This is a genomic window from Shewanella algidipiscicola, assembly GCF_900380485.1.
In the GTDB taxonomy this organism is placed as follows: domain Bacteria; phylum Pseudomonadota; class Gammaproteobacteria; order Enterobacterales; family Shewanellaceae; genus Shewanella; species Shewanella algidipiscicola.
The window spans coordinates 206640-219284 of the sequence record NZ_OXJV01000019.1; the positions used below are offsets into that span (position 1 = coordinate 206640).

Annotated in this window: 11 protein-coding genes; 10 read left to right on the forward strand and 1 reads right to left on the reverse strand. The window is 48.5% G+C overall.

Annotated features, from left to right (window positions below; all coding sequences use genetic code 11):
• Nucleotides 1–129 precede the first annotated feature (129 nt).
• From DN599_RS16215 to DN599_RS16260, 10 genes are all read left to right on the forward strand, one after another.
• Entirely contained in the window at nt 130–1170 is a 1041-nt protein-coding gene (locus DN599_RS16215; RefSeq protein ID WP_110458631.1) for a DcaP family trimeric outer membrane transporter, read from the forward strand.
• Between the two features lie 157 nt (nt 1171–1327).
• Nucleotides 1328–2125 (forward strand): ABC transporter ATP-binding protein, encoded by a 798-nt coding sequence (locus DN599_RS16220; RefSeq protein ID WP_110458688.1) that lies wholly within the window; start codon nt 1328–1330, stop codon nt 2123–2125.
• Nucleotides 2125–4086, forward strand: coding sequence for a long-chain fatty acid--CoA ligase (locus DN599_RS16225; protein ID WP_110458632.1), 1962 nt, complete (start codon nt 2125–2127; stop codon nt 4084–4086). The genes DN599_RS16220 and DN599_RS16225 overlap by 1 nt, the downstream gene beginning before the upstream one ends.
• The gene (locus DN599_RS16230) at nt 4083–4976 is read left to right on the forward strand and encodes a branched-chain amino acid ABC transporter permease (protein WP_110458633.1); all 894 of its coding nucleotides are present in this window, start codon (nt 4083–4085) and stop codon (nt 4974–4976) included. Before DN599_RS16225 ends, DN599_RS16230 begins: the two co-directional genes overlap by 4 nt.
• Before the next feature lie 57 nt (nt 4977–5033).
• Nucleotides 5034–6107, forward strand: a complete 1074-nt coding sequence (locus DN599_RS16235; protein WP_110458634.1) for a branched-chain amino acid ABC transporter permease — start codon at nt 5034–5036, stop codon at nt 6105–6107.
• A gap of 186 nt (nt 6108–6293) precedes the next feature.
• Nucleotides 6294–7538 carry an ABC transporter substrate-binding protein gene (locus DN599_RS16240; protein ID WP_110458635.1) on the forward strand — a complete coding sequence of 415 codons (1245 nt, stop codon included), beginning with the start codon at nt 6294–6296 and terminating at the stop codon, nt 7536–7538.
• Nucleotides 7539–7604: 66 nt separating this feature from the next.
• Nucleotides 7605–8423, forward strand: a complete 819-nt coding sequence (locus DN599_RS16245) for an ABC transporter ATP-binding protein (RefSeq protein ID WP_110458636.1) — start codon at nt 7605–7607, stop codon at nt 8421–8423.
• An 11-nt stretch (nt 8424–8434) separates the two neighbouring features.
• Nucleotides 8435–9664: a phenylacetate--CoA ligase family protein gene (locus tag DN599_RS16250; protein ID WP_110458637.1), complete on the forward strand. Its 1230-nt coding sequence runs from the start codon at nt 8435–8437 to the stop codon at nt 9662–9664.
• Nucleotides 9665–10282: 618 nt separating this feature from the next.
• A complete protein-coding gene (locus DN599_RS16255; RefSeq protein ID WP_110458638.1) occupies nt 10283–11029 on the forward strand; it encodes an alpha/beta hydrolase in 747 nt (248 codons plus the stop codon).
• 291 nt (nt 11030–11320) lie between these two features.
• Nucleotides 11321–11791, forward strand: coding sequence for a GNAT family N-acetyltransferase (locus DN599_RS16260; RefSeq protein ID WP_110458639.1), 471 nt, complete (start codon nt 11321–11323; stop codon nt 11789–11791).
• A 158-nt stretch (nt 11792–11949) separates the two neighbouring features.
• Here DN599_RS16260 and DN599_RS16265 read toward each other — a convergent pair whose 3' ends face one another.
• The gene (locus tag DN599_RS16265) at nt 11950–12504 is read right to left on the reverse strand and encodes a TetR/AcrR family transcriptional regulator (protein ID WP_110458640.1); all 555 of its coding nucleotides are present in this window, start codon (nt 12502–12504) and stop codon (nt 11950–11952) included.
• Between the last annotated feature and the right edge of the window lie 141 nt (nt 12505–12645).

The following is a 12645-nucleotide window of genomic DNA, read 5'->3' on the forward strand; positions in this document are numbered from 1 at the left end:
TACAGCTTAGTGTCTAATCCCCATGATGTAAGCCATGGGATCTAAGCCCTGTGCATTAATACCTATTCCCAATTGAGCCCCCAAGGTTATTTCTCCATCTTGGAGGCAGACTAAACAGGGGATAAAAAGATGCTCACTTCAACCATAAAAAACATCACGCTTGCTACTTCACTCTGCCTCGTGGCGGGTTCTGCCGCTGCCGCATTTGACTTTGAGGTCGGCGACGAGGGTAAGTTGTCATTTGGTGGTTATCTCAAAGTCGATGCGCGCTATGTGTCTGGCGACGTTGCCTATCGTGACTTTTGGATAGGCTCGGGTCAGCCGCTCGCAGAAAGTGCGAATCAATTTAAGATTTTCGCCAATGAGTCACGCTTTAATACCAAATATGTCCATGGCGATGTGATGGGCTTTATTGAGATGGATTTTTATGGTGGTGGCGGTAACGAGGTGGTGTCTAATTCGGCCAATCCGCGCCTGCGTCATGCCTTTATCAATTACAAAGGGCTGACGGCGGGGCAAACCTGGACCACCTTTATGAACACCAGTGCCATACCTGAAACGGCCGATTTTGCCGGTGCCACCATAGGCTTGGCGTTTATTCGCCAAGGGCAAGTGCGTTACGAGATGGGCGATTTCCAAGTGTCGATAGAAAACCCAGAGAGCGTGGGCGGCGATACGGCTAATGACGATCTGCCCGATGTGGTGGCCCGTTATAACGTCAAAGGCGACTGGGGTAATGTGTCGTTTTCGGCTCTAGGCCGCAACCTTAATACCACAACGGGTAACAGTGAGACCGCCTTTGGTGGCTCTATCGCCGGCGTGGTTAACACCTTTGGCAGAGATGATTTTCGCTTTCAGGTGCACCTAGGTGATGTGGGGCGTTATGTCGGGGTGGGCGCAGTGCAAGATTTGGTCGGTGAAGAAGTAGAAAGCACCACCTCGTATTTAGCGGCCTACCGTCATTATTGGACCGACACCCTCAGAAGCACCGTGCTTTACGGCTACCTTGAAACCGATGTGAGCAACATTGAGCGCAGCCAATGGAGCGTTAACTTATTCCAAAATCTCACGCCAGCGTTAGCCATAGGTGTTGAGGTGGGCAATTTTGCCATGGATGATCAAAACGTCGATTCAGACTATGTGCAACTGTCTATGCGCTACGCCCTCTAGACCCACCACTTGGCGAGGCGGCTATGGCCCCTCGTCATTTTTTTAACATCAGTTTTGACACCACAATACAGCGCTACAAGTTAAGTGAGCTAGCGGGTTGAGATAAACCGCGCTGCGCTCAAGGCGAGATAAGCGTTTTTTTAAAAGGAGTATGGGTGTGACAGAGACCATTTTAAAAGTCGAGCAGATTTCACTGGCATTTGGTGGCGTTAAGGCGCTAACCGATGTCAGTTTTGAGGTCAATCGCGGCGCCGTCTTCTCCATCATTGGCCCTAATGGTGCGGGCAAGACCTCGATGCTTAACAGCATTTCAGGCCGTTACCGCCCGCAGCGGGGCTCGATTCATTTTGACGGCCAAGATGTGACCCACATGCGTCCTAACGATCGCGCCGACCTTGGCATTGGGCGCACTTTCCAAAACTTGGCGCTGTTTGGTCATATGTCGGTGCTCGACAACATCATGGTTGGGCGTCATCACCTGATGAAAAATAACTGGCTGACGGGCCCGTTGTACTGGGTATCTCCGGCACAAAAAGAGGAGCTGAGTCATCGCCGCCACGTCGAGGAGATCATCGACTTTCTCGATATCTCCCATGTGCGTAAATCTGTCGCAGGCACCTTGTCATACGGGCTGCGCAAACGGGTTGAATTGGCGCGCGCAATTGCACTCAACCCCAAGTTGATTCTGCTCGATGAGCCGATGGCAGGCATGAATCTGGAAGAGAAAGAGGATATGGCGCGTTACATCCTCGACTTAAATGAAGAATTTGGCATCACAGTGGTGATGATTGAACACGATATGGGCGTGGTGATGGATATCTCCCACGAAGTGATGGTGCTCGATTTTGGTAAGCGGCTTATTTGTGGTCTCCCCGATGAGGTGATGGCCGACGAGCACGTAAGACAGGCTTATTTAGGGCTTGAAGACAATGAGCAATTAAAAGAGGTCGTCTAATGAGTAGGTCAAATCAAGCAGCGCAATCCTTTGATATGGGAAGCATGGATACCTTTCCCAAGATCTTGCGCCATAACGCCGCTAATTGGGGCGCCGATATCGCCATGCGTGAAAAAGAGTTTGGCATTTGGAGCGAGTTTAGCTGGCAAGACTATCACAATCGCGTCAAGTGGATGGCGCTCGCATTTAACCATTTAGGCATTACAGCCAACACCACCATTGCCCTACTGGGTGAAAACCGCCCCGAGTGGGTGTGGGGCGAGGTGGCCGCCCACGCCTTATGTTGTTACTCGCTGGGCATTTACCAAGACTCGATGCACGAAGAGGTGGCTTATCTGCTTAATCGCAGTAATGCCCAGGTGGTGGTGGCTGAAGATGAAGAGCAGTGCGATAAGTTACTCGAGCTGGGCGACCAGATCCCGTCGGTAAAATACATTGTCTATTGCGACCCAAGAGGCATGCGTAAATATGACGATTCACGCCTGATCAGTGTGGAAGATATTTACCGCATTGGTCAGGAGGTGGATAACACCTCACCGCGCCATTATGACAACTTAGTCGATGCCGGAAAGGCCGACAACATCGCCATCTATTGCACCACATCGGGCACCACCTCTAAGCCGAAAATTGTGTTGCTGCAAGGCAGTAAATTTATCGACCATTGCTGCTCCTATTTACGTGCCGATCCAAGGGCACCTGGTGATAACTATGTGTCGGTCTTGCCGCTGCCGTGGATCATGGAGCAGGTATACGCCGTGGGGCAGGCATTAATTGCCCGGCAAATCGTTAATTTTGTGGAAGAGCAAGAGACCATGATGGCGGATCTACGCGAGATAGGCCCAAGTTTTGTGCTGCTCGCTCCCCGTGTGTGGGAAGGCATTCTTGCCGATGTCAAAGCACGCATGATGGACTCCACCCCCTTTAAACAAAAGCTGTTTAACTTTGCCATGGCGCGTGCCGAACAACGGCTGACGCAGGGCAAACGTTCTCAGCTTGCCGATTGGCTGTTGATGAAGGCACTGCGTGATCGCTTAGGGTTCTCGTTTTTAAAATCGGCAGCCACCGGCGGCGCCGCGATGGGGCCAGATACCTTTAAGTTTTTTCAAAGCATCGGCGTTCCGCTGCGTCAGCTCTATGGGCAAACCGAGATGTGCGGCGCTTACACTATTCATCAGTCAGATGATATCGATTACGACAGCGTCGGGGTCGCCTTTGATACCGCCGAACTCAAAGTGATCAACACCGACAGCGAAGGGGTGGGTGAGGTCATCGCCAAAACCGTTGGCATGTTTAACGGGTATTTAGGTGATGATGAAGCTTATCAGGAAGATGTCAAAGATGGCTGGATGCACACCGGCGATGCCGGTTACTTCAAGCCATCGGGCCATCTGGTAGTGATTGACCGCATTAAAGATCTGGCTAAAACCAGTCACGGTATCCAGTACTCACCACAATATATCGAAAACAAACTCAAGTTCTCCTCCTTTATCGGTGAGGCGGTGATTTTGGGCAAAGATAAACCCTATTTGTCGGCGATATTGTGTATCCGTTTCAGTATTGTCGCCAAGTGGGCCGAGCAGCAAGGCTTGGCGTTTACCAACTACACCAATCTGTCGAGTTTACCTGAGGTGTATGAGCAGCTCAGCCTTGAAGTGCAGCGGGTCAATGAAACCCTGCCAGATGCACAAAAAATTAATAAATTTATTTTGTTATATAAAGAGCTCGATGCCGATGACGGTGAGCTAACCCGTACCCGTAAGGTGCGCCGTGGGGTGATCGCCGACAAGTATGGCGACATTATCGACTCGATTTATAACGATGAGCCCCATGTGGATATCGACACAGTGATCACCTTCCAAGATGGCACTCAGTCGCGGATCAAAACCCAACTTAAGGTCGCCACCTTGGTCGATGGCCCTACGGCTAGCGATGCCAATGTCACGCAAAGGAGAGCATCATGAATTTCGAACTGTTATTACAACTTATCATTAACGGCCTGATAGTCGGCCTGTTGTATGGGGTTGTCGGCATGTGTTTTGTGTTGGTGTATAAGTCGACCCAAATCGTCAACTTTGCCCAAGGTGAGTTTTTGCTGGTGGGCGCGTGGGTCTGCTGGGCATTTTTAACCTACTTCCAGTTACCTTTTTTCTTAGGCTTTATATTAACCCTCTGTTTTATGGCCGCCTTTGGCGTGTTACTGCAGATGATAGTGCTGCGCCCCATGATTGGCGAACCGATAATTTCGGTGATCATGGTGACTATCGGCCTGTCGATTTTCTTCCAGTCGTTAACCAAGTGGATTTTTGGGGTGTCGCCCCAGAGCTATCCGCAGGTGTTTGATACCCAGTCGGTGGCCATCTTTGGCCTCAATATCGAATTTGCCTACTTGATGAGTACTGTGATTGCACTGTTGATCATGGTGAGCTTCTTTCTGTTCTTTAAATACTCTAAGCATGGGTTAGCCATGCGCGCCACGGCGTTTGATCAGCAGGTTGCACAAAGCCTAGGCATTTCGGTGAAGCAGGTCTTTGCCATGAGCTGGGGCATTGCCGCCACCGTATCGGCCACCGCAGGCGTGGTGATTGGCATGGTCAACGGGGTATCAGACTCACTCTCCTCTATCGGCATTAAGGTGTTTCCTGCGGTGATCTTAGGCGGGCTAGACTCCATTGTCGGTGCCATTGTCGGCGGCGTGGTGATTGGCGTGCTGGAAAACGTGGCCGAGTTCTTCGACAGCCAATATCTGCATATCGGCAACATGTACGACATCGCCCCTTTTTACGTGCTGCTTATCATCTTGTGGTTTAAACCTTATGGCCTATTTGGCACCCGTGATATTGAACGGATCTAGAGGATAGCATTATGAATCAACTATTTGAGATTGACCTATTGGCCCAAGGAGTTTGTTATGTCTAGTTTGGCGATGCGCCCCTGTGGTGATTTCCGCACCAGTTATAAGGCGGATAATACCATTTTCGAAACCAGTACTATTCGATTAGTAACCATCATGGTGATCGCACTGGCATGCGCGGCACCTTTGGTGCTCGATGGTTACTTTTTAACCCTATTTATTCAAATCTCCTATCTTGGCATTGCGGCCTTGGGGCTCAATATTCTGGTGGGCTTTACCGGACAGATCTCCTTAGGTCACGGAGCCTTTTTTGGCTTTGGTGCGTTTGCCTCGGCCTGGCTCAATACCAGTTTTAATATTCCTGTGGTGTTTTGTATCCCCTTGGCGGGTTTCTTAACCATGGCGGTTGGCATGATGTTTGGTATGCCGGCAGCACGCATTAAGGGCTTGTACTTGGCGATTGCTACCTTGGCAGCGCAGTTCATTATTCAGGATTTTTTTGGCCGCGCCGAATGGTTTTCTGGCGGTGCGTCGGGGGCGATGGCTGCGCCAGTTAACCTGTTTGGGTTTGAATTTGATACCGACTTGAGCTTCTACTTTATCGCGCTGTTCGCCTTAGTGTTTATGTATATCTGGGGTTGTAACTTGATGCGTAGCCGCGATGGCCGCGCCTTTGTGGCGGTACGCGACCATTATCTTTCTGCCGAGATCATGGGCGTTAAATTGAATAAGTATCGCCTGTTGTCTTTTGGTATCTCCTCTTTCTACGCCGGTATTGGTGGGGCGTTGTACGCCCACTATTTGGGTTATGTCTCGGCGGAAGGCTTTACCATTTTTATGTCGATTCAGTTTCTGGCCATGGTGATCATTGGTGGTCTAGGTTCGGTAAAAGGCACCTTAATGGGGGTGGTGTTTATGGTGTTACTGCCCGAAGTGCTCGAGAGCATGGTGGGGTTAATGAATTATACCCCGTGGGGGGACATCCCTATGGTGACCGATGGCCTTGCCTATATTAAAGAGATGGCCATTGGCTTGGTGATCATCTTGTTTTTGATTTTTGAACCGCAAGGATTAGCCCATCGCTGGGGCCAAATTAAAAACTACTGGAAGTGCTATCCATTTGCTTATTAGTGGTGACAGGTTTTACCTGTGCCCAAGAGCGGGCGCAGGGGTTAACGGCGCTGGCGAGCAGCGTTAACAAGATACTCTTCTTAGCCTTTAAAGAAGCACGCAGTTTGATATGAGAACGGGCTTAGCCTAACCCACTTTGGGATGGCAGCGTTCAACCTGATGGACCATTTTTGAAGGGAAATTATTATGTATAAGACACTATTACTTGGCTCGACATTAGCTGGCATCACCTTAGTCAGTGCGGGCGTGCAAGCCGAAGATTCGGTATTTGTTGGCCATCTTGCCGATATGTCTGGTCCCACGGCGTTTGTGGGCAAACCGTATGCCGATGGCGTGCGTGATGCACTGGCGTATATCAATGCCAATGGCGGTATCGACGGCACCACGCTGGAATATGAAACCATAGATTATGCTTACAAGGTGCCGCAGGCTATCGCCTCCTATAAAAAGTGGTTGTCGCGTGAAAATATGGTGGCGATGCAGGGCTGGGGCACGGCCGATACCGAAGCGTTGATCTCTTTTGCCGCTAAAGATGAACTGCCGATCTTCTCGGCTTCCTATTCGGGGCATCTAACCGATCCTCAAGGTAAAAACCCCAATACCAAAAAGCCTGCGCCGTATAACTTCTTCTATGGCGCGTCTTATTCTGATGCATGTCGCGGCTTGGTGCAGTGGGCCGCAGAGGATTGGCAAGCAAAAGGTGGGCAGGGCAAGCCAAAGTTCACCCACATTGGTGCCAACCATCCGTTCCCTAACGCCCCTAAAGAGGCATGTGCCGAATACGCCACCGAGCTTGGCTTTGATGTACAGCCGCCGGTAGTGATATCGATGAAACCCGGTGACTTTAAAGCGCAATGTTTAAGCCTTAAAAGTTCGGGGACCAATTATGGCTATATCGGCAACTTAGGCGGTTCGGTGCAGTCGTTAATCAAGTCGTGCGACACGGTCGGCACAGATATTCAGTTTATGTCTAATATTTGGGGCGGCGACAAGTTGGTGTTTCAGGCGGCGGGTGAAGGGGTGAAAAACTATATTTTCCCTACCATGACCCCGTTTTGGGGCGATGATGTACCGGGCATGGCCTTGGTTCGTGAGATCTCAAAAATGTCCGATGCGAGTGGGCAAGAACCTCGTCTACACCACTATATTCGCGGTGTTTGCTCTACCTACTTTATGAAAGAGTCGATGGAGTGGGCTAAGGCCAATGGTGGTATTACTGGGCCTAACGTTAAAAAAGGCATGTATGTGCAGCAAAACTGGGTGCCTAAAGGGCTTGAAGGCGTCTGCTTAGCGGCGACGTGGAGCCCAGAAGATCACCGCGGCATTAATCAGGTTAACATCTACAAAGGCAACTACAACGGCGGAGACATTAAGGTTGAGAAGGTCAACCAAGTCACGCTTGAGCGCCGCGTTGATTGGTTAGGTTATTAATCACCCATTTCGGCCTAGCAGGGCACTTCTGCCTGCTAGGCCATCACCTATCGCCCTGGAGTTGTTATGACACAAGCAGTGCAGTTAAAGCCAGAAAGCCCCATTCTCTCTATTAATAATATCGAAGTGGTGTATGACGATGTCATTCAGGTGCTTCGCGGCGTCAGTATCGATGTGCCACAAGGCGAAATCGTCACCCTACTTGGCCCTAATGGCGCAGGTAAGTCGACCACCTTGAAGGCGATATCTGGACTACTAAAGACCGAAAACGGTGAGGTCTCCCGTGGTGATATCCATTTTATGGGCGAGCGAATCGATACCCAAAATGCTTCGGATGTGGTGCGCTCGGGCCTATTTCAGGTGATGGAAGGTCGGCGGATCATCGAAGATATGAGCGTGATTGAAAATTTAAAGTTAGGCGCCTATACCCGCCATGACGGTCAAGTTAATCAAGACATTGAGATGGTGTTTAACTATTTCCCACGCCTGAAAGAGCGCACAGGGCTCGCCGGATACCTGTCGGGCGGCGAGCAGCAAATGCTGGCCATCGGCCGCGCGTTAATGGCCCGTCCTAAGATGATCTGCCTCGATGAACCTTCGATGGGCCTTTCACCGCTATTGGTAAAAGAGGTGTTTGGCATCATAGAAAAGATCAATCGCGAGCAGGGGATCACCATGCTGCTGGTGGAGCAAAATGCCAACTACGCCTTAAAGGCAGCCAACTATGGCTATATCATGGAATCGGGCAAAATAGTGCTCGATGGCAGTAAGGCGCAGCTGCTCAATAACGAAGACGTAAAAGAGTTTTATCTGGGGGGCGGCAATGAAACTCGCAAAAGTTTTAAAAATTTAAAGTCGTATAAACGCCGTAAACGCTGGTTGTAATAGGAGCCGACATGAGCCATTTTTATCACCCACTGGAAGGGCAAAGCGCCGCTGTTCGCGAAGACTACCTTATGTCGGCGCTGGCCGATCAGCTCAGCTTCGCTAAAAGCCACTGCGACTATTATGCGGCGCGGTTAGCCGACATTGATGTTAGCCAAATCAATAGCCGGGCAGCACTAGCGACGCTGCCCATCACCCGTAAGGCCGATCTGATTGAATTGCAGGCCGCGAAGCCGCCTTTTGCCGGCATGACTCCCAATCAGCATAGCGTGGGGCGCATATTTCAATCGCCGGGCCCAATTCATGAGCCCGAATGTGATGGCCATGATTGGTGGCGCATGGGACAAGCGTTTTTTGCTGCGGGTTTTCGTCAGGGCGATCGGGTGCAAAATTGCCTCTCTTATCATTTAACCCCCGGCGGCTTCATGATGGACTCGGGCGCTAAGGCCTGTGGTTGCAGCGTGATCCCCGCAGGTCCCGGGCAGACAGAGCAGCAACTGGCCTTGATTGGCAGCTTAAAGCCCAATGGCTATTGCGGCACACCCTCATTTTTAAATATCTTGCTCGAGAAGGCGCAGCAGTTGGATTGCGATGTCTCATCGATCACTAAGGCGCTGGTCTCTGGTGAGGCGTTAACGGCGACGCTCAAAGCCCGCTTTGCCGAGGCGGGCATTGCCGTTAAGCAGGCTTATGCTACTGCCGATCTGGGGCTTATCGCCTTTGAAAGTGTCAGCGATGATGGCTTAGTGGTTGCCGAAGATATTATTGTCGAAATTGTGCGCCCAGGTACGCAAGTTCCTGTTGCCGATGGCGAAGTCGGCGAGGTGGTGGTCACCAGCTTTAATCGTGATTATCCGCTGATCCGCTTTGCCACAGGGGATTTGTCAGCCTTAATGGGTGGGGAAAGTCGCTGCGGGCGCACCAATATGCGTATTAAAGGCTGGATGGGCCGCGCCGATCAAACCTGTAAAGTGAAAGGCTTGTTTGTGCACCCAGAACAAGTTGAGCGTATTCGCTGTCGTCATAGTGAGCTTACTAAAGTACGGCTAGTGATCGCGAGCAGTAACCATAACGATACTATGTGTTTACTGTGTGAAGTGGATGACGCCCAGCGCTCGCAACTGGATATAGCGGCCATTAGCGCCTCTATTCGAGCCGAAACCCAGCTCAGTGGCGAGGTGGCTTTGGTTGCCACAGGGACATTGGCCAATGATGGCGTGGTGATTGAGGATAAAAGATAACAATTTTATGTCGTGCTAAAAAGTAGCGCTAAAAAATTGTGCTAAGAATGAGCGTCGATACTCCATCGATTCTGTACTTAGTCAGTTATTGACATAAGTGTAATGCCTAGCCTTGAATGAGGCTGGGTATTTTTGTGTTTGGTGAGAGAGTCACTTATTAAGGGGGCTGTGCAGTCTCGAGCACGGGGCATAGATGCCTAACTGGTTTTTAGATAGGATAACTTTGTGCGTCTTCCTTGGCCGTTTAGCGAAAACATCTGTAGAAAATGCCAAAAAATATAGGGAACGTAGTTGGCTATCGCTGCTCTGCTAAAACGTCCCTGTTTTCGATACCCTCGGCTGCATCTACACTCGACTATGCAATCTCTTCGATTTAGCTGCATCAGGTGTGAGTAATGAGAGGGGAAAGTGAAAATCAAAAAGAAGACCAACTAATTACCTAAGCTAAGCTCAAAAATGACTACCACGAAACCACAAACTGGTATAATGCTTACCAATACAATAACATAATGCAGACCATATCCATGGATGTGGCAGCGGCCAAGTCTTATAAGCGGTTTACGCCTTGTAGAGAAGGTCAACCTATCGTTATTAAGAGATTAGGCTTTAAGGAGCGTTATGAGTTACCTAAAAGGATTCGTAATCATAATTACGTGCTGGTTAAATAGCGTAAATGCAGAGACAATTTTTGATCAAACCAGAAATAGAACGATTCCAATCGAAATTACTTTGCCTCATAATATTGAGTCCTGCTCTACTGAATCAAAATGTCCTGTTGCATTTTTAAGCGCAGGATATGGTATATCGCATTTACAATATACTTTCTTATCTCAGCAGTTCAATCAACTTGGTTATCTTGTTATTGCCGTAGGCCATGAGTTGCCCGGCGATCCAGCTTTGTCAGTTTCAGGTCATTTATATGAAACACGAAGTGAAAATTGGAGTCGCGGTGCCGAAACATTAGACTTCTTACAAGTCTCATTGAGCCAACGCTTCAAACAATACAATTTTGATGAATTGATACTCATTGGTCACTCTAATGGTGGCGATATTTCAGTGTGGTTAGCTAATGAAAATAAGAGTTACATTCAAAGAATTATAACGCTAGATCATAGGCGTGTTCCTCTACCTCGTAATAGTGGTCTCCGTATACTATCTATTCGGGCGAGTGACTTCCCTGCAGATACAGGCGTATTGCCAACAGAAATAGAACAAGAAAAGTATGGAAGTTGCGTCGTTAAGATTCCTAATGCAAAACACAATGACATCGCTGATTTTGGTCCGGTATGGTTAAAAGAAAAGATTAACGTTTTAATAAAGAGTCACTTAAGCGGGCAATCTTGTTCTGAGCTAATAAAAGCCTAACGAATAGGGTGTTGTAGCCAGCGAGTTTATTGCGCTTTTTTAAACCATAACCCAAAAATAAAGCAACTCACCGTTAATGTGATGCCTTACATTCTGCGCTGTTAGGTACTGTCATTTACTTTAAGCTTATCTGGTGCTGTGCTGGCTGTTGCCATGTACCTCTTTGCCGCCATTAGGTAGCATTAGCAAACAATGGTGTTGATTTTAAACGTTTTGTTGTTTTCTGGAGGAGGTGATGGCTTCGGTCATCACTTGATGCGCAATTATGTATAAAGCACTTGAGGGACGTTTATGATCACAATAAGGAAAGCCATTAAGTCTGATGCTCAGGTGATTTATGAATTAAGGAGGAGGGCTATTCTTGCTAAATGTTCAGCATATTACAGCAAACAACAACTCACTTTGTGGACGCAAGGTGGAGTATCGGATGGGTTCGTTCAAGATGTTACCGACACCTTTTATGTGTCAGAAAAAGGTGGTCGAGTGATTGGTAGTGGCAAGCTCAATACCGACACGGGGTTGGTCGATGCTATCTTCGTAGAGCCTGAACACTTTGGAATAGGGGCGGCAAGACAAATGCTTGAGTTCCTAGAGAAGCTGGCTAAAGAATGTGGCCTGCGCTTGCTTAAGTTGGACTCAACGTTAAATGCTGCGCCTTTTTATCGCTCATGTGGTTTTACTGGGGACGAGTTGTCTACCTATTACTCACCAATAGGCATTAGTTTGGATTGTATTCCAATGGAAAAGCCGCTGCTAGCGTAGGGATAACAAGGCTCAAGCAGGACGCCCAACACTTTCCATTTTACGTTTGAATCCGCCTTAATGTGTACGCCGCACCTAAGCAACAGACAAACATGCAAGTGGTACTTAACCTGCTGTGTCAAGCTGCCATTTCGATAAACTAATTGCTAAAGCTAGCATCATGATGTTTCCAGTTTTTCCAGTATCTTGATGCAGTTAGCAGTCACTTCTTTGCCGCTTCCACATAGATGAGCGGTGACAATTGCCCCCTCTTTCATGATACACATCGCCTCGAGGAGTTCACTGTTGTTGCTTATTAGGTGATCAGCTATCACTTGCCTCACTTGTTGTTTGTGATGGTGACAGAAGTTAAAAATGTCACTGTTGATGTCGCTAAATTCGGCAGAGGTATTAATAAAAAAACAGCCTCTAAAAGGGCCGAGTTCGGCTTCTTGGTTACTAAACCAACTTTCTAGTGCTGAGAATAGGCTATGAATAACCTCGTTTGTTGACTTTGTATTGGCCAGTTTTTGTTTCAGCCAGGCGATAAAAATATCGTGCCTTTGTTGCAGCGCGGCGAAAACTAAAGCGTCTTTACTTGGAAAATGAATATAAAGGGTTCGCTTGGCGATACCCGAAACGGCAAGTATTTCGTTGATGCCGACAGAATTAATACCGTTTTGGTAAAAAAGCGTTAGTGCTGTGTCTAACAGTCGCTGACGTTTTTGACTCATGTTTCTCTCCATTCAAGGCGTTTTTCTTTGAAAACGGTGTTTCTTTAGAGGCGATTCGTCTTTAAAAAAGTATATTGACAAAAGTATACCGATTTGTCTACCCTATTAGGGTAGACAGACTGGTATACTTTTATTGAGGTT

Coding starts and splice junctions, on each gene's coding strand:
- DN599_RS16260 (WP_110458639.1), top strand. CDS start 11,321: ATGATCACAATAAGGAAAGCCATTAAGTCTGATGCTCAGGTGATTTAT.
- DN599_RS16230 (WP_110458633.1), top strand. CDS start 4,083: ATGAATTTCGAACTGTTATTACAACTTATCATTAACGGCCTGATAGTC.
- DN599_RS16250 (WP_110458637.1), top strand. CDS start 8,435: ATGAGCCATTTTTATCACCCACTGGAAGGGCAAAGCGCCGCTGTTCGC.
- DN599_RS16245 (WP_110458636.1), top strand. CDS start 7,605: ATGACACAAGCAGTGCAGTTAAAGCCAGAAAGCCCCATTCTCTCTATT.
- DN599_RS16265 (WP_110458640.1), bottom strand. CDS start 12,504: ATGAGTCAAAAACGTCAGCGACTGTTAGACACAGCACTAACGCTTTTT.
- DN599_RS16225 (WP_110458632.1), top strand. CDS start 2,125: ATGAGTAGGTCAAATCAAGCAGCGCAATCCTTTGATATGGGAAGCATG.
- DN599_RS16255 (WP_110458638.1), top strand. CDS start 10,283: ATGAGTTACCTAAAAGGATTCGTAATCATAATTACGTGCTGGTTAAAT.
- DN599_RS16240 (WP_110458635.1), top strand. CDS start 6,294: ATGTATAAGACACTATTACTTGGCTCGACATTAGCTGGCATCACCTTA.
- DN599_RS16215 (WP_110458631.1), top strand. CDS start 130: ATGCTCACTTCAACCATAAAAAACATCACGCTTGCTACTTCACTCTGC.
- DN599_RS16235 (WP_110458634.1), top strand. CDS start 5,034: ATGTCTAGTTTGGCGATGCGCCCCTGTGGTGATTTCCGCACCAGTTAT.